This window comes from Pseudomonas sp. AC242 (genome assembly GCF_979258655.1).
This window is the reverse complement of the sequence record NZ_OZ409873.1, coordinates 1,459,287-1,476,199: the sequence shown is the minus strand read 5'-3', so window position 1 is coordinate 1,476,199 and position 16,913 is coordinate 1,459,287. Positions and strand designations below refer to the sequence as shown.

Sequence of the window (16,913 nt, the reverse complement as noted above, 5' to 3'; positions counted from 1 at the left end):
AAACTCTCCATGCGCTCGCCCGGACGGACGAGCGCCGTTGTGTCGCCAGAAGACTTACTGGGTGACCAGCTCGACCGGTGTTTCGATCACACCATTGGCGCCGCTGTCGACTTTCTCGCCCTTGATGATTTTCAACGCGGTTTCGATACCGAACACAGCTTGCTTGGCAGCGAACTGGTCAGCGGTGGCCAGCACGCGGCCATCTTTCAACATCGGCTTGATGGCATTGATGTTGTCGTAACCGACGACCTTCACCTGCCCAGCCTTGCCGGCGGCACGCACAGCAGAGACAGCGCCTACTGCCATGCTGTCGTTGCCGGCCAGCAGCGCTTTGACGTCCGGGTATTCGCTGAGAATCGAAGCGGCAACCTTGTTGCCTTTGTCGATTTCCCAATCACCGGATTGCAGGGAAACGATCTTGATCTGTGCAGCGTCCATCGCATCCTTGAAGCCAGCGGTGCGCTGCTGGGCGTTGGTGGTCGTGGATACACCTTCAATGATGCCGACTTCGTCACCGGCCTTGAGCTGCTTGGCCAGATATTCACCGACCAGACGCGCACCTTTGCGGTTGTCCGGACCTACGAAGGGCACGCTGATGTTTTTGCTTTTGACGATGGCCGGATCGAGCTGGTTGTCGATGTTGATCACGGTGATGCCGGCATCGACGGCTTTCTTGATCACCGGCACCATGGCTTTGGAGTCAGATGGGGCGATAACCAGCGCGTTGACCTTGGCCAGGATCATCTGCTCGACGATGCGAGTCTGGCCGGCAGTATCCGTTTCGTCCTTGATACCGTTGGAGATCAGGTCGAAATCGGCGGAGTGTTCTTTCTGGTAGGCCTTGGCGCCATCTTCCATGGTCAGGAAGAATTCGTTGGCCAGTGACTTCATGACCAGCGCGACTTTGGGTTTCTCGGCAGATTCGGCGAATGCCGAAGAGACAGGTAGTGCGGCGGCTGTGGCAGCCAGCATAGCGACAGCAAGAAGACGTCCAGCGAATGGCAGCTTCATGGGTTCACTCCGATCTTATGATTATTGTGAGCAACGCTTGCGCTGACGTAAGCTACATGGCTTTCTTGCGGGCCATACAGCGCCGTGAAAGCCGCGCAAACGTTTGCGTAGACCGAACTATGCGAATCCCGCCGACATTTGTCAACAATCAGAAATCGTCATTTGTTGTAGGGCGAATCGTCGGACTCGCCCCTTCACTGCTTATGCCGTGGTGCTGACCAGATTACCGCTGGTGGAACTCTTCGTCATTTCCTTGACCAGTGCACCGGCCACTTCTGCCATCGCAGCGCTGGTTTGCGCGATTTGCCCCTGAATGGACATCACCGCTTGCGATTTGGCCTCAGGCGTCGGATAGGTCTTGGCTTGTGCGGCCGCCAGTTGTTGTTGCTGCTCCTGAAGTTGCTTTTGCAGTTCCTGCATTCGCTTGAGCAGCATCTTGACCGTGACGCTCAGGTTGTCGCCGCTTTCAGCCTTGCTGTCTTCTGGCGCGGCGGCGCCACCGGTCCTGACCTGATTGTTCGATTCCTTCTCAGTGCCCAGCGCCTCGGTGGAAGCCTCCGCTCCCGCCTCGCTCAATGCATTGATAGTCGCTGCGGTTTTGCCGCCGATGGTGACTGCCGCAGGATTAGATAAACCGACCGTCAGTGACATGTGAACTCCGTAGATTCTGTTTCCTTGGACAACCATCGGCCCCCGCGAAAGTTTCTTTAGCAGAAAAGCCGAAACCGGCCACTCGAAATACTCGACAAAAGCAGTAGTCCTTTTCGGAGAGCCGAACGCGAAAGTGCCCATCGTTCGGAAAACCGGATAAACGATTCACCCCGATATTTTCAAACCCATAAAATCTTGATGTAAATCATCAAGTTAAACATTTCTCTGACGCAAAGTACGGCTGGTACAGATCCTGCTCCCCTCACCGCACCCCAGGCATTCAGATCGGCTTGGGGCGCATCTAGATGAACCTGCATCAGCACCGTCTCACTACTAGAGAGAAAAATAATGAAATCTGCTTTCAACACTTTGGTTCCGGGCGCTTTGGCCCTGCTTCTGCTCTTGCCTTCCGCCCTTCAGGCGAAAGAAGTCGAAACCCAGACCAAGCTCGCTAACGTCGTGGTACTTGCAACAGGCGGCACCATCGCCGGTGCCGGCGCGAGCGCCGCCAATAGCGCCACCTATCAGGCGGCAAAGGTTGGCGTCGAACAATTGATCGCCGGCATTCCCGAGCTGAGCAAATTGGCGAACGTGCGTGGCGAACAAGTCATGCAGATTGCTTCGGAAAGCATCACCAACGAAAACCTGCTGCAACTGGGTCGTCGCGTGGCCGAACTGGCTGACAGCAAAGACGTCGACGGCATCGTCATCACCCACGGCACCGACACCCTGGAAGAAACCGCTTACTTCCTCAACCTGGTAGAAAAAACCGACAAGCCGATCATCGTCGTCGGCTCGATGCGTCCGGGCACGGCGATGTCCGCCGATGGCATGCTCAACCTCTACAACGCCGTGGCCGTGGCCAGCAGCAAAGAAGCGCACGGCAAAGGCGTACTGGTGACCATGAACGATGAAATCCAGTCCGGTCGCGACGTCAGCAAAATGATCAACATCAAGACCGAAGCGTTCAAAAGCGCCTGGGGTCCATTGGGCATGGTGGTTGAAGGCAAATCCTACTGGTTCCGCTTGCCAGCCAAGCGTCACACCATGGATTCGGAGTTCGACATCAAAAATATCAAGAGCCTTCCTAACGTAGAAATCGCTTATTCCTACGGCAACGTCAGCGATACCGCCTACAAGGCCCTCGCACAATCCGGTGCCAAAGCCATTATCCATGCCGGTACAGGTAACGGTTCGGTATCCTCCCGCGTGGTTCCGACCCTTCAAGCGCTGCGCAAGGATGGCGTGCAAATCATTCGTTCGTCCCACGTCAACGCTGGAGGCTTCGTTCTGCGTAACGCCGAGCAGCCAGACGACAAGTACGACTGGGTTGTGGCTCACGACCTGAACCCGCAAAAGGCCCGCATCCTGGCAATGGTCGCTTTGACCAAAACCAACGACAGCAAAGAGCTGCAACGGATGTTCTGGGAATACTGATTGACCTTCGCCCGATCAATTCTCGATCGGGCACCCTGCGCACTACTCGCCCAATGGGCGGGTGGTGCATCGCTTACAACTCTCTCGCACTTTTCCCACAAAAAAATCGACACGGCCTACACCAAATTCTGAAAACCGCTGTCAGAGGATTTTCTTGAATTTTAAGCAGTTGCGAAAATGCTTACAGTTAAATACTGTATGCACGTACAGCTTAATAAGGATAACCTCGTGGCCACTTCCCCAGATGCTCCTGACGCTTACGAACGCATGGGTATGCGCGTTCAAAAAATCATCAATTCGCCCACCGCTCAAAAAGCCAAAGCCGCACTGATCTTCCGCTTGCCCGACGAGCCGATGGACGACTGGGAGCGCCTGCTCGAGGAAATCGACGAGAACGACAACGTCACCCTCGCCTATCGCGACGACGGTGGCGTGCAGATTTTTTGGGTTGTGCCGAAGGAAGATTGATTCAATGAGTGTCCGTTGTTTTGCTTTGCTTTTTTTGTTCATCACCATGGGTGCCCAGGCTGGTGCACCCCGCACATTTACCGAAGCCAAGAAGGTCGCCTGGAAGCTGTACGCGCCACAGTCCACAGAGTTTTATTGCGGGTGCAAGTACACCGGCAACAAGGTTGATCTGAAAGCCTGCGGTTACGTACCGCGCAAGAACGCCAAGCGTGCGTCACGTATTGAATGGGAGCACATCGTGCCGGCTTGGCAGTTCGGCCATCAGCGTCAGTGCTGGCAGGAAGGCGGAAGGAAGAATTGCACCCGTTACGACCCAAGCTATCAGAAAGCCGAAGCCGACTTGCATAACCTGGTACCGAGCATTGGCGAGGTCAACGGAGACCGCAGCAACTTCAGCTACGGTTGGTTGCCGGTGCAATCCGGGCAATACGGCTCATGCCTGACCCAGGTCGACTTCAAGGCGAAGAAGGTCATGCCCCGCCCTTCGATTCGCGGCATGATCGCCCGTACGTACTTTTACATGAGCAAGCAGTACGGCTTGCGCCTGTCGAAACAGGATCGACAATTGTACGAGGCATGGGACAAGACTTACCCGGTGCAGGACTGGGAGCGTCAGCGCAATCAAAGCGTGGCGTGCGTGATGGGGCGCGGCAACGAATTTGTCGGGCCGGTGAACATGAAAGCCTGCGGTTGATTGCAGCACGAAAAAGGCCTCGAACATAACGTTCGAGGCCTTTTTATTTTGTGCTTGGCTGGCCGTCTTATTGTGCCGCCAGTAGCCCATCAGATTAAGTGTCTCACGAGGTATGAACGCGCTCTTTGATCTGGTATCTGCGCAAGCTCATCACGGCTGCCGACTCTCCGGCAATCCAGCCGTAAAAGCCTTCAGTGGCGGTGTCGGCGATTTCCCAGAGAATGTCCTTTTCTATGTCGACGTCAGCCAATTCAATCGTTTGTCCCGCTGAAGACGCATGAACGGGCAGAAACACGCGCGCACGTTTACGGCGCGAGCGGATGCTCGACCAACACCGATTCAACGTTCTGCTTCTTGGCCTTCACCAAAGCCGCATCCACCTGCACCTTACGCGCCTCAGCTTCAGCCTGAGAGTTGAACGGACCAATCAGAATTCGCGTTTTGCCGCTGCTGTCCTTGATCACCGTAGGCACAAAGGCGTGCTCGATCAGCCAGCCACTCAGGTCGCTGACAGCTTGTGGCGTTTCGCCGCGCACTTCGAGATCCCATTGTGGTGCCACAGCCGCCGACGGCGCCGTTACTGCAGCCGATTGTGGTTTTGGTGCGTCTACACTCTTGCCTTCACCACACCCTGCCAATACCAGTGCCGCGACTACCCAAACCAATTTGCGCACAACGCTTTCCTCGAAATTCTCAAAGCCGCGATCTTATCATTCATAAATACTTCGCGAGGCCCGCAAAATGGGCACAAAACAACGAGATTGATGGTTGCAGCCTCTGTATAGTTACGCCCTGGGAATTAATGCCGCTTCTGCGCGTCAGAAAGAGGCACCCAAACCGTGAGACTTCGCACTAATCTATACGTACCACCGACCTCTGCACTGTCTGAATCAGGTGCCCTACAAAGCAATCAAGGAGAAGACCATGCTGATACTCACCCGCAAAGTCGGTGAAAGCATAAACATTGGTGATGACATTACGATCACCATTCTGGGCGTAAGCGGCCAACAGGTCCGCATTGGTATCAACGCTCCGAAAAACGTTGCCGTGCACCGTGAAGAGATTTACCAGCGCATTCAGGCTGGCCTGACCGCCCCGGACAAGCCACAAACTCCCTGAGCCGCATCGCAGTCAGTAGCCAGTCCGTTTACCTCGTGGAATGACTGGCTAGAGATTCACGCGCCGTTTTGCCATCCGCTTCCCAAGCTCCTTGGGCACGGCGCCTGACACATGATCCTTCCGCGTTATCCTCCCGCCCTTTCTGCTGATCGATACTACCGAGCATTCTCAAGGCTGGCTGTCGGACATTTCCGATAGAGCGAAGGGAATTCGCCTTCCTACCCGAACGTCACACCACGTGCCATGCCTGTGGCTGCAACCATCATCAGCACCATTAGCAGCGCTTCGACGTGACTGATGCGTGCAAACAACTTTGCTCTCCCGGTATCGAGTACCGTCCCCCGCGCCTTGGTGATCCGCCATTTGATCAGCGTGATCATCGGCGCAAGCTCCATCAACAGAATCAGAACGAACAGCGTCATCTTCAGGTGAAACAGCGGCTGATGAAGATAATAGTCAGTGCCTTTTTCGTAACCGCCAAAGGCTCGCATCCCGCCTGTGATCAACAAGATCAGCGCGCAAATCCCCCAGAAATTGTCAGCCAGCAGAACCCGACCGGCCTCCCCCGTCCCGGCCGCCAGGCGACTGAACGCCGTCCCACGCGTCAGTACCGCCCAAAAACCCAAGGCAAATGCCAGCAGATGAACAGCTGCAAGAAACCAATGAACCAGCATCGATACACCCTCATCAGAAAGAGTTGAAAATCGGCCAGTCAGTAGTAGTTGAAAAAACAAGGATTTGCCTGCGGGGTGTCGCCAGGCTTTCAGGAGAGATCGAAAGGAGAGATTTCAGCCAGTTGAGGTAAATCGCAGGCAAAAAAAATCCCAAGCAGCTGATGGAAGCTTGGGATTTAAAAATGCATAAACCGTGGTGGTGAACGCGGGGCGGATGTTACTTAATTCAACGGACAGTAACAACGTTTTTTTGATAACTGGCTGGTTAGTAACACTCGTAAGCTGTTCAATATCCACACTTTTTCAAAGGATGCATGCGACGAGTGGCGATTTTTCAAGCGCCCGACGGAATCATTTGCACCAAAAGCAAAACCTGCCTCGGCGTAGGAACCGTTGGCGAAGCAGTAAGAACCAAGAAGGTCTACTTATGGAAATTCGAATGCCCTGAGATCGTCTAAACGCGAAGTCGAGCAGGCGCCCTGATGAGGGCTTTGCAAAAGTTTTGCAAATCGCAGACAACAAAAAAGGGCTCACCTTTCGGTGAGCCCTTCTAGACCGCCCAGCAGAGCGGATTTTGTTTGGTAGGCGCGATTGGACTCGAACCAACGACCCCCACCATGTCAAGGTGGTGCTCTAACCAACTGAGCTACGTGCCTGCTGTGAGGCGGCATTCTACGGAATTCCGGAGGGGTGTCAACACCTTTTTTTCACCTAACCCTATGAATATGCAAAATATTTAATTTCGGGGCTCCGACGAAGATTTTCCGGTGGCTGGCGGAGGTTTTTCAACTCGGGTAGGATCGACGCACTCGTAAAATATATTAAACAGAGGCTGCAGGATGGCGAACACCCTTTACCCAGAGTCCTATTACGCTGCGTCGGCCAACGCCGTACCGCCCCGCCCTGCCTTGCAGGATGATGTGGAGACGGACGTCTGTGTGATCGGCGCCGGGTATACCGGATTGTCTTCTGCCCTGTTTCTGCTGGAGAACGGTTTTCGCGTCACCGTACTGGAAGCGGCCAAGGTCGGGTTCGGCGCCTCCGGGCGTAATGGCGGACAGATCGTCAACAGCTATAGCCGTGACATTGACGTCATCGAACGCAGCGTCGGCCCCAAACAGGCGCAACTGCTCGGGCAGATGGCGTTCGAAGGCGGCAGGATCATTCGCGAGCGCGTGGCCAAGTACAACATCCAGTGCGACCTGAAGGACGGCGGCGTATTCGCAGCCCTTACCGCCAAGCAGATGGGCCATCTGGAATCGCAGAAACGCCTCTGGGAGCGTTTCGGCCATACGCAACTCGAGTTGCTCGATCAACGCCGCATCCGCGAAGTGGTTGCCTGCGATCAGTACATTGGCGGCATGCTCGACATGAGTGGCGGCCATATTCATCCGCTGAACCTTGCGCTCGGCGAAGCAGCGGCGGTCGAGTCACTCGGCGGCACGATCTATGAACAGTCACCCGCCGTACGCATCGAGCGCGGCGCCAACCCGGTGGTGCACACGCCGCAGGGCAAGGTCAGGGCCAAGTTCATTATCGTCGCCGGCAACGCTTACCTCGGCAATCTGGTGCCGGAACTTGCGGCCAAATCGATGCCGTGCGGCACGCAAGTAATCACCACCGAGCCGCTGGGTGACGAGCTGGCGAAAGCGCTGCTGCCGCAGGACTACTGCGTTGAAGACTGCAATTACCTGCTCGACTACTACCGCCTCACGGGCGACAAGCGCCTGATCTTCGGCGGTGGCGTGGTGTATGGCGCGCGCGATCCCGCCAACATCGAATCGATCATCCGCCCGAAAATGCTCAAGGCCTTTCCGCAACTCAAGGATGTGAAGATCGACTACGCCTGGACCGGAAATTTCCTGCTGACTCTGTCGCGCTTGCCACAGGTTGGGCGCCTGGGCGACAACATCTATTATTCGCAAGGCTGCAGCGGCCATGGCGTGACCTACACGCATTTGGCGGGCAAGGTCCTCGCCGAAGCATTACGCGGTCAGGCCGAGCGCTTCGATGCATTTGCTGACTTGCCGCACTACCCGTTCCCCGGCGGACAACTGTTGCGCACGCCGTTTGCCGCACTGGGCGCATGGTATTACGGGCTACGCGATAAATTCGGGATGTAAAAAAGGGCCGCTGATCGCGGCCCTATTTATTGAACACGGCACTCAGAGCTGATCCCGAGCAATCCCGCTGCGGATCCGCAAGATATCTGCCAACACTGCCAAGGCAATTTCCGCCGGCGTCTTGCTGCCGAGGTTCAGACCAATCGGCGCATGAATCCGCGCCAGCTCAGCCTCGCCCAAGCCGCCAATCCGACGTAACCGCTCGAAGCGCTTCTGCGAGGTCTGCAGCGAACCCATCACGCCAATGTAGAACGCTTCGGTGCGCACCGCCTCCATCATCGCCAGATCGTCGATGCGCGGGTCATGCGTCAGCGCCACCACCGCCGTATCACGATGACAGCCACCATCAGCAATAAACACCGACGGCAATTGCCGACGAATTTCCACGCCATCCAGCACCACGCCTTCGAGCACTTCATCGCGCGGATCACAGAGAATCACCTCAAACCCGAGGCCAACGGCAAACTCGGCACACGCCTGCGCCACACTGGAATACCCAGCGAGCAACAAACGCTGGGCCGCGCCAACGCGAATGCGCACCCGATCAATCTCGTGCTCGATCCGCGCACCCTGCTCGCGATCAGCGAACAGACTGCGCGCACCACTGGCCAGATCGACCTCGCGAATCAAGCGGCGCTGACCAAGCAGCGCCGACTCCAATTCGCGCAGATGCGCCTGCACCTCGCAGCCAGCGTCAAATTTCTCTACCAGCACATCGAGAATGCCGCCACAGGGCAGACTGACCCGCGAGCGCGGATCGTCGCCTTCGCCGTAACGCACGACATTGACTGTATCGAGAAACGCACCTTCGGCGACGCGCTCAAGGAAATCTTCCTCGACGCAACCACCCGAAAGCGAGCCGATCCACTGTCCGCCATCGTTCACCGCCAGCAGCGAACCCGGCGCGCGCGGTGCCGAGCCGTAAGTGGTCAGCACGGTGCAGAGCCAGATGCGCCGCCCTGCCACCGACCACTCCAGCGCTCGCCGCACTACTTGTAGATCGAGATGCTGCATATCAGTGGGCCTTGTGCTCGATGGACGGTGCGTCGGCCTGCAGTTTCTGCACATCGCTCACCGCCAGTTCAGCCGACTGACCGCCCCAACCTTGACGCAAGTAGTTGAGCAGGTCGGTCAGTTGTTCAGGCTTTAGCTTGCCGGCGAAACCCGGCATCGGTTGCATGTGCTCGAAGCCGGAGAACTTCTGCTCGCCGATACCGTCCTCGATCACCCGCAACAGGTTGCGTGGGTCTTCCAGGCGCAGCGTGGTGTTGCCGCGCATGGCCACCGCAATGTGCGGCTTGCCTTCGCCACCGACCGCATGACAACCGGCGCAGACGTTCAGGTATTCCTGCTGGCCGCGCTGAGCGCTGGCGCTGAGTTTCTCTACCGGCACTTCAACCAGCGCTTTGGCTGCCGGCGGTTTGTCGCCGAGCAGGAACGTCGCCATCGCCGCCAGATCGGTATCGTTCAGGCCCTGCGTGCTGTTGTGGAACACCGGGAACATCTCGTTGAACATCGTCCCTTGCGCACTCATGCCGTGCTTGAGGAACGTACTCAGGTCCTGCTCGTTCCAGCCGCGCGCGGCCAGATCAGTGGCCAGCAGGCTCGGCGCCAGGTAGCCATTGAGGATGCCGCCGGTCAGGCGCTTATCCAACTGCATCGCGCCCGGCAGGCCACGTGGCGTGTGGCATTCGCCGCAGTGACCGAGCACTTCGACCATGTACTGGCCGCGCTTCCAGGCTTCACTTTTGCCTTCGGCCGACTCCAGCTTCAGCGCTTTGCCGTACATCATGTTCCAGCCGATCAGGCCCGGACGCACGTTGAACGGAAAGCTCAGGCTGGTGACCGGTGCTGCGCGCTCGATCGGCTCGATGGTTTTCAGGTACGCATGGATCGCGTCCGAATCTTCACGCGGCATCAGGTGATACGAGGTGTACGGCATCGCCGGATAGAGGTTGGCGCCGTCACGACGCTTGCCTTCAGTCAGCGCAGCAAAGAACTCGTCATCGTTGTACAGACCGATGCCGTGCTCTTTGCTCGGTGTGATGTTGGTGCCGTAGATCGTGCCGAACGGTGAAACGATCGGCAGACCACCGGCAAACGGTGCGCCGCCCGCTGCCGTGTGGCAGGCCATGCAGTCGGCCGCGCGGGCAAGATACTCGCCGCGCTTGACCTGATCATCGGCGTGGGCAAACAACACTGGCGCAGCCAAGCCGACCGCCAGGGTCAGGCGGGTCAGAAAGAGCTTCATGCTTAACCCTCCTTGACCAGGCCGAGATCGGTCAGCACGTTGCGGGTGGCGTTGTAATAACGCACGTACCCGGTGCAACGGCAGACGTGATGGCCGAGGCTGTCCTCGATGACTTGTTCGAGCTTGCTTTGCACGGTCGGCTGGCGCTGCAGCTTTTCGACCAGCACGGTCGCGGCGTTGACGAAGCCCGGTGCGCAGTAGCTGCACTGGAAGGCGAACTCGTCGACGAAGCGCTGCTGGATCGGGTTCAGCTCGGTGACCTGGCCCGATTCGTCACGCTTGGCGTGGGATTCGATGGTGCGGACTGTCTTGCCTTCGAAGTAATGCGCGCCGGTGATGCAGGTGCGCACTTCCTCGCTGGTGCCGTCCGGGTTGTCGACGATCACCACGCAAGCGTGGCAGATGCCTTGGCCGCAGCCCAGACGCGAACCGGTGAGGTTTTTGTATTCGTGCAGGTAGTCGATCATCGGCAGATCATCAGGGATGTCCACCGGGCCGACGGATTGACCATTGAGGGTCAGTTGAAGCGGACGGTTAGCCATTGAGGGCCTCCTTGATGCGCGCAGCAGTGATGGGCAGATCGCGAACACGTTTACCGATGGCGTGCGCCACGGCGTTACCGATGGCACCGACGATCGGGATCATCACCACTTCGGCGATGCCTTTGGACGGATCGCTTGGCGACAGCGGCGGCAGAATCTCCGCGGTCTGCTTCCACACCGCAACGTGGCGCGCCATCGGCAGACGGTAACGGTTGAAGTTCCAGTCACCCTCCCCCGGCCCACCTTCGTACAGCGGCATCTCCTCCATCAAGGCGTGACCGATGCCCATGGCGATACCGCCTTCGAGCTGGCCCTTGACCAGTTCTTCGACCAGCACACGACCGCACTCGACCCACGAATGGTGATTGAGCACTTCGACTTCCGCCGAGCCTTTGTTGACCTTCAGCTCGACCAGCGTGGCGACCGGGCTGTAGTAAGTCACCGCAGCGTTGTTCAACTGCACAACCGGGTAATTGATGTTCTGGCGATCCAACAGGTGGAAACCAGACGTGGCCATCAACGCTTTCTTCGCTTTCGGCGCGCCATCACCGTATTTCACGGCGAGACCATCGAGCGGCAGGCGCTCGCGCACGCCGTCGATGCTGTATTCGGCTTCGGCCCAGCTCCAGCGGTTGAATGCGTGAACGGTGGCGCCAGTCACCAGACCACGCTCGTGAGCGCGCTTGGCCAGCTCTTCGAAGCTCAGCGGCTGCATGCCGTTAGCCGTGAGTTTGCCGTCGACCCAATGCGCATCTTCGCGACGCACAACGTAAGGGTTGGCTTGACCGCCGTAAGGACCCTGACGCCAGATTTCCATGGCCGCCGGCCACAAACCATTGTTGAACAGCACTCGCGCCGCTTCACGGGTGGCGTGACTGAAGTAGTACGCCGAGTTGGTCGCCGACGAGGCCGAAGCCAATTTGCCGACCCAACGCGGGTTGCGCAGCAGATTGTCCTGTTCGGCCTGGCTCATGATGTAAGGGTTGCCGCTGGTGATTAGCTGCATTTCCTTCCATTCGGTTTCGCCAGTCTTTACTTCGTGCGCCGGGCTGCCAAGGAAATCAGCTACGACCAAGGCTTGCGAGGTGGACATGCCGGTACCGATTTCAATGCCGATATGGCGCAGGGTGATGCGACCGTCAGCAGTGAATTCGATACTGGCCATCGGCGCTTCCGAACCTGTGCCGAAGTCCTTCTGGCAGATGGCGAAACCGACGCCGTACCAGTTATCCGGGTCTGCGGCTTCGCGTTGTTTCTTGATCGCGTCGCGGTTTTTCCAGACTTCGTGCACCGAGGCCTTGTCGAGGATTTCGTGCAGGCGCAAGGCACCGGCCGGGATCGCGCCCTGGGTATTTTTCATACCGGAACGCAGAGCATTCTTGCGACGCAAGTCGATGGCATCGACACCGAGGCGGTTGGCGATTTCGTCGACCATCATCTCGGTCGCCGCCATGCTTTGCAGGGTGCCGTAACCACGCATCGAACCGGCCTCAACACCACGCGAGTGGTAGGCAGTAACTTGCAGGTCGTTCTGCGGCATGTAGTAGATCGACTGCGCCGCCGTGGCGCCAACTGCGGCTACCGATGGGCTGTAGTTGATCCGGCCACCACCGTCGACGCTCATTTCGGCGCGGAAAATCTTGAAGCTGTAGTCGTTCTTGTCCACGGCCAATTGGTAGCGGATGTCGAACGGGTGACGCTTGATACCGCTCTGGAATTGCTCGTAGCGGTCGTTGGCCAGACGCACCGGCACACCGGCGCCGTACAGCGCAGCAAGGGCTGCGTAGTAGACGAAGATGTTGTGGTCTTTGGAACCGTAACCGACGGTGTAACCCGGGTGCATGTTCAGGTTATCGAGGCCGAAACGCGACGGCGCGATCATTTTCGCGGTCTCGGTCGCAGCTTCCAGTGGGCACTGGGTGGCTACCACGAAGTGCAGAGTCTTGGTTTTCGGATCGTACCAGCCGTTGCCGTTGTCCGGCTCCATGGCGGCCGGTTCGATCGACGGGGTTTTGTAGCGCTCGTCGAACACCAGCCAGTTGTCCGGCGGAGTATCGATCTCTTGCTTCATGCGGTCGGCGTAAAACAGGCCACGCTCGGTCAGGTTGCCGTGCAGGTTCGGCTGGGAATTCCATACCGGACGACGGTTTTTCAGCATCGGGAACAGGATCGAGTCCTTGAGGCTGGCGAATTCGTCTTCGTCTGCCGAGGTCGCGCCACCCACACGTACGTAGCGGAAGCTGCCATACGGATCGCCTTCGTAGAACGGCACTTTTGCACCGTAACGAATCGCTTTGTCATTGAATTTGAGTTTGTTCTTGGCCTGACGGAAACGCTCGAAGTCGTTCCAGATCAGGATCGCCACAGGATGACCGATGAACATCGGCACCTTGCCTTCCGGCAGCAGTGGATCCGGGGCGTGCTCTTCCGGGAAGACGATGCCGTCCTTGTCCAGATCTGCGGCAGTGACGATGCGATCAGGCTGCAAATCGGCGCCGAGCCACGACAGGTCGTAACCGGCGTAGATGCGGTCAGCCTTGATGGTTTTCAGCAGCATGGCGTGGCCTTGCTGCTCAGGCCAGCCCGGCATGTCCTTGGAGCGGATGTCGCGGGCAAAGACTTTGCTGCCGCAGACTTTGGACAGTGCGTCGTTACGCTGACGCGCCTTGCCATTGTTGCCGAGCCATTTCTCGGACGGCACGGTGACGCTGTTTTCCATCAAGGCAGCCAGCGCCTGACTGCTGAGCGGCGTGAGCGTGACGCTCACACCCGCCACCAGCCCGCCCTGGAGGAACGAGCGCCGGGATATTTCACGGTTGGACATGGATCATCCTCTGGGCGGTTATGTGTCCGCCCTTCTGGTTATCTACTGGGGAATCTCGAGTCTTGCAGAAGCCCTTTCTGGCGAAACAAAGGGCGTGTTGACAGTGCAAAGCTGACCGAAGGGTTAACTTTAAAGGTTTCTGCGCTCGCAGCAAACAACCAGTTACGAAAATTTGACTAAAGAATCAAAAAATCAATGCGACGTGGCACCGCAGGATGTTTACAGGCATCCCTTGCAGGAGCTGTCGAGTGAAACGAGGCTGCGATCTTTTGATCCTGTTTTTTACCATCAAGATCAAAGGATCGCAGCGTGCCGCAGCTCCTACAGGGAGCCGGGTTGCGTGATGGGAGCGGAAGGCAAATTTCAGACACAAAAAACCCCGGTCTTTCGACCAGGGTCTTTGCTATCGATTCCGAATCAACCAAAGGTTGCTTTCGGTGCTTCAAGGCGTTCAGTGGTCCTTGAAGCAGATATGGCGCAGCGGACGGGACTCGAACCCGCGACCCCCGGCGTGACAGGCCGGTATTCTAACCGACTGAACTACCGCTGCGTATCGCTTTGAGCTTGCGCTCAAGTAACTCGTTTTGACTGCAGGCTTCGGTGCCTTGCAATCGCGAACCAGACAATGCCTGACTCGTAAAATATGGCGCAGCGGACGGGACTCGAACCCGCGACCCCCGGCGTGACAGGCCGGTATTCTAACCGACTGAACTACCGCTGCGCGTCGGTGCAGGCACTTTCAGCCTACGTTCTTGCTTACGCAAGTTTCTCGGGGAGTGGTGGGTGATGACGGGATCGAACCGCCGACATTCTGCTTGTAAGGCAGACGCTCTCCCAGCTGAGCTAATCACCCGTTTGCATCTCCGAGGCCGCGAAATTTACGCAGGTAGCAGACCTAAGTCAATAGCAGGATTGAAGTTTTTCTGAAAAAGACGAAATTGTTTCCATCCTGCAAAACCGCTTTCGCGAGCGAACCCGCTCCCACAGGGGGTCTGCATTCCAAATGCGGGAGCGAGCCTGCTCGCGAAGGCGTCAGTTGATTCAACGCAAATTCAGAGAAAAAGGCGATCTACTCGCTGTAGATCATCTTTTTCGTCATGCCGCCATCGACGACGAACTCCTGCCCGGTGACAAACCCGGCATTCCTCGACAGCAACCAGGCGACCATGGCCGCCACGTCCTCGACCGTCCCTACCCTGCCCGCCGGATGCTGAGCATGATCAGCATCCGCCAAAGGCTCCGCTCGACGTGCAGAAGGATCACGCGCATCGATCCAGCCCGGACTGACGGCGTTGACGCGAATCTCCGGCCCCAGACTGATTGCCAGCGCATGCGTCAGCGCCAACAAACCGCCCTTGCTCGCCGCATACGCCTCGGAGTCCGCTTCCGACTGCCGCGCACGAGTAGAGGCCAGATTGACGATCGAACCGTTGTGCGCACGCAGATACGGCGCACAGTGCTTGGCCAGCAACATCGGCCCGCTGAGGTTTACCGCCAGCACGCGATTCCAGTAAGCCAGGTCGAGGCTTTCGAGCGTGATGTTGTGCGGGTCAGCGACCGCCGCATTGCACACCAGTGCATCGAGGCGACCAAACTGTCCCAACACCTCAGCGACACCCAGCGCAACCTGAGCCTCATCAGCAACGTCCATCGCGATGAACCAGGCATTTTCGCCCAGCACCTTCGCCACTTTCGAACCGCGCGCACGATCCAGATCCGTCAGCACCACTTGCCAGCCTTCGCTGATCAACCACGCCGCAATCCCCAGACCGATGCCACGCGCGGCCCCCGTGACCAGCGCAACGCGGCCATGGGTACCCGCTGACGGAGTGGACAACTCGATCACAACGCCGCCAGACCGCGCGCCAGGTCGGCTTGCAGGTCGACTACGTCTTCCAGACCGACCGCGATGCGAATCAGGCTGTCACGAATGCCCGCAGCTTCACGCTCCTGCGGCGCCAGGCGGCCGTGAGACGTGGTGCTCGGGTGCGTGATGGTGGTTTTGCTGTCACCGAGGTTGGCCGTGATCGAAATCAAGCGGGTTGCATCGATAAAGCGCCACGCGCCCTCTTTGCCGCCCTTGACTTCAAAACTCACCACCGCACCGAAGCCCTTCTGCTGACGCCGGGCCAACTCGTGCTGCGGATGACTCTTGAGACCGGCGTAATGGACCTTCTCGATGCCGTCCTGCTGCTCCAGCCATTCGGCCAGCTCCTGGGCATTGGCACAGTGCGCCTTCATCCGCAGGTTCAGGGTTTCCAGACCTTTGAGGAAGATCCATGCGTTGAACGGGCTCAAGGTCGGCCCGGCAGTGCGCAGGAAGCCGACGACTTCTTTCATCTGCTCGCTGCGACCGGCAACCACGCCGCCCATGCAACGGCCCTGGCCGTCGATGAACTTGGTTGCCGAGTGCACAACGATGTCAGCCCCCATTTTCAGCGGCTGCTGCAAAGCGGGCGTGCAGAAGCAGTTATCGACCACCAGCATCGCGCTTTTGGTGTGAGCGATTTCAGCCAGTGCGGTGATATCGACCAGTTCCGCCAAAGGATTGGATGGTGATTCGACGAAGAGCAGTTTGGTGTTGGACTTGATCGCCGCATCCCAGGCCGACAGATCGGCCAACGGTACGTAATCGACTTCAACGCCGAAACGCTTGAAGTACTTCTCGAACAGACTGATGGTCGAACCGAACACACTGCGCGAAACCAGCACGTGATCGCCGGCGCTGCACAAGCTCATCACCACCGCCATGATGGCGGCCATGCCGGTGGCGGTCGCAACGGCTTGCTCGGCGCCTTCCAGCGCAGCAATGCGCTCTTCGAACGCACGCACGGTAGGGTTGGTGTAACGCGAGTAAACGTTACCCGGCACTTCGCCGGCAAACCTTGCGGCCGCATCGGCGGCGGTGCGGAACACGTAGCTGGAGGTGAAGAACATCGGATCACCGTGCTCGCCTTCCGGCGTACGGTGCTGACCGGCACGTACGGCCAGGGTATCGAACGCTACGCCTTCGAGATCGCTGTCCAGCCGACCGGCATCCCATTCCTGACTCATGCTGTCACTCCTTGCCCTGTTCGCGAAAATTGAAAGTCAGATACAAAACCGGCCCCTCAGGGCCG

Annotated in this window: 15 protein-coding genes, 4 tRNA genes and 1 pseudogene; 5 read left to right on the top strand and 15 right to left on the bottom strand. The window is 58.0% G+C overall.

Annotation, left to right across the window (positions count from 1 at the left end; translation table 11 throughout):
• Positions 1 to 54: 54 nt before the first annotated feature.
• Together ACZZ0A_RS06605 and ACZZ0A_RS06600 are read right to left on the bottom strand one after the other, a co-directional pair.
• Positions 55 to 1,011 carry a sugar ABC transporter substrate-binding protein gene (locus tag ACZZ0A_RS06605; protein WP_007913476.1) on the bottom strand — a complete coding sequence of 319 codons (957 nt, stop codon included), beginning with the start codon at positions 1,009 to 1,011 and terminating at the stop codon, positions 55 to 57.
• 201 nt (positions 1,012 to 1,212) lie between these two features.
• On the bottom strand, positions 1,213 to 1,662 hold the full coding sequence (locus ACZZ0A_RS06600; protein ID WP_007913475.1) for a hypothetical protein: 450 nt from the start codon (positions 1,660 to 1,662) through the stop codon (positions 1,213 to 1,215).
• Positions 1,663 to 2,010: 348 nt separating this feature from the next.
• Here ACZZ0A_RS06600 and ACZZ0A_RS06595 point away from each other — a divergent pair, with 348 nt between their 5' ends.
• The 3 genes from ACZZ0A_RS06595 to ACZZ0A_RS06585 all read left to right on the top strand — a co-directional run bounded on the left by ACZZ0A_RS06595 (position 2,011) and on the right by ACZZ0A_RS06585 (position 4,261).
• Positions 2,011 to 3,099: an asparaginase gene (locus ACZZ0A_RS06595; protein ID WP_463542678.1), complete on the top strand. Its 1,089-nt coding sequence runs from the start codon at positions 2,011 to 2,013 to the stop codon at positions 3,097 to 3,099.
• Between the two features lie 198 nt (positions 3,100 to 3,297).
• Entirely contained in the window at positions 3,298 to 3,567 is a 270-nt protein-coding gene (locus ACZZ0A_RS06590) for a DUF1654 domain-containing protein (RefSeq protein ID WP_090282667.1), read from the top strand.
• A gap of 4 nt (positions 3,568 to 3,571) precedes the next feature.
• Positions 3,572 to 4,261, top strand: a complete 690-nt coding sequence (locus tag ACZZ0A_RS06585) for an endonuclease (RefSeq protein ID WP_007913472.1) — start codon at positions 3,572 to 3,574, stop codon at positions 4,259 to 4,261.
• 57 nt (positions 4,262 to 4,318) lie between these two features.
• On the opposite strand, the pseudogene ACZZ0A_RS06580 reads toward ACZZ0A_RS06585, so the two are convergent.
• Together ACZZ0A_RS06580 and ACZZ0A_RS06575 are read right to left on the bottom strand one after the other, a co-directional pair.
• Positions 4,319 to 4,550: pseudogene (locus ACZZ0A_RS06580) on the bottom strand (SIP domain-containing protein); the annotation flags it as partial.
• A gap of 16 nt (positions 4,551 to 4,566) precedes the next feature.
• Positions 4,567 to 4,935, bottom strand: a complete 369-nt coding sequence (locus tag ACZZ0A_RS06575; protein ID WP_007913471.1) for a hypothetical protein — start codon at positions 4,933 to 4,935, stop codon at positions 4,567 to 4,569.
• Between the two features lie 250 nt (positions 4,936 to 5,185).
• On the opposite strand from ACZZ0A_RS06575, the gene csrA reads away from it, so the two are divergent.
• A complete protein-coding gene (gene csrA / locus ACZZ0A_RS06570; protein WP_003179932.1) occupies positions 5,186 to 5,380 on the top strand; it encodes a carbon storage regulator CsrA in 195 nt (64 codons plus the stop codon).
• 218 nt (positions 5,381 to 5,598) lie between these two features.
• On the opposite strand, the gene ACZZ0A_RS06565 is transcribed toward csrA, so the two are convergent.
• Together ACZZ0A_RS06565 and ACZZ0A_RS06560 are read right to left on the bottom strand one after the other, a co-directional pair.
• Entirely contained in the window at positions 5,599 to 6,054 is a 456-nt protein-coding gene (locus ACZZ0A_RS06565; protein WP_463542677.1) for a DUF2214 family protein, read from the bottom strand.
• Between the two features lie 579 nt (positions 6,055 to 6,633).
• Positions 6,634 to 6,710: transfer RNA gene (locus tag ACZZ0A_RS06560), tRNA-Val, on the bottom strand.
• A 183-nt stretch (positions 6,711 to 6,893) separates the two neighbouring features.
• Here ACZZ0A_RS06560 and ACZZ0A_RS06555 point away from each other — a divergent pair.
• On the top strand, positions 6,894 to 8,177 hold the full coding sequence (locus ACZZ0A_RS06555; protein WP_095111744.1) for an NAD(P)/FAD-dependent oxidoreductase: 1,284 nt from the start codon (positions 6,894 to 6,896) through the stop codon (positions 8,175 to 8,177).
• Between the two features lie 42 nt (positions 8,178 to 8,219).
• On the opposite strand, the gene ACZZ0A_RS06550 is transcribed toward ACZZ0A_RS06555, so the two are convergent.
• From ACZZ0A_RS06550 to ACZZ0A_RS06510, 9 genes are all read right to left on the bottom strand, one after another.
• The gene (locus ACZZ0A_RS06550) at positions 8,220 to 9,191 is read right to left on the bottom strand and encodes an XdhC family protein (protein WP_463542676.1); all 972 of its coding nucleotides are present in this window, start codon (positions 9,189 to 9,191) and stop codon (positions 8,220 to 8,222) included.
• Between the two features lies 1 nt (position 9,192).
• On the bottom strand, positions 9,193 to 10,428 hold the full coding sequence (locus ACZZ0A_RS06545; RefSeq protein ID WP_414894140.1) for a c-type cytochrome: 1,236 nt from the start codon (positions 10,426 to 10,428) through the stop codon (positions 9,193 to 9,195).
• A 2-nt stretch (positions 10,429 to 10,430) separates the two neighbouring features.
• A complete protein-coding gene (locus tag ACZZ0A_RS06540; RefSeq protein ID WP_463542675.1) occupies positions 10,431 to 10,970 on the bottom strand; it encodes a (2Fe-2S)-binding protein in 540 nt (179 codons plus the stop codon).
• Complete coding sequence (locus ACZZ0A_RS06535) at positions 10,963 to 13,794, bottom strand: xanthine dehydrogenase family protein molybdopterin-binding subunit (RefSeq protein WP_414894141.1); 2,832 nt, start codon at positions 13,792 to 13,794, stop codon at positions 10,963 to 10,965. Before ACZZ0A_RS06535 ends, ACZZ0A_RS06540 begins: the two co-directional genes overlap by 8 nt.
• 473 nt (positions 13,795 to 14,267) lie before the next feature.
• Positions 14,268 to 14,344, bottom strand: a tRNA-Asp gene (locus tag ACZZ0A_RS06530).
• Between the two features lie 94 nt (positions 14,345 to 14,438).
• Positions 14,439 to 14,515 (bottom strand) — tRNA-Asp (locus tag ACZZ0A_RS06525).
• Positions 14,516 to 14,571: 56 nt separating this feature from the next.
• A tRNA-Val gene (locus ACZZ0A_RS06520) sits at positions 14,572 to 14,647 on the bottom strand.
• Between the two features lie 216 nt (positions 14,648 to 14,863).
• Positions 14,864 to 15,640 (bottom strand): SDR family oxidoreductase, encoded by a 777-nt coding sequence (locus tag ACZZ0A_RS06515; protein WP_007913464.1) that lies wholly within the window; start codon positions 15,638 to 15,640, stop codon positions 14,864 to 14,866.
• The gene (locus tag ACZZ0A_RS06510) at positions 15,637 to 16,848 is read right to left on the bottom strand and encodes an O-succinylhomoserine sulfhydrylase (protein ID WP_007913463.1); all 1,212 of its coding nucleotides are present in this window, start codon (positions 16,846 to 16,848) and stop codon (positions 15,637 to 15,639) included. Before ACZZ0A_RS06510 ends, ACZZ0A_RS06515 begins: the two co-directional genes overlap by 4 nt.
• Between the last annotated feature and the right edge of the window lie 65 nt (positions 16,849 to 16,913).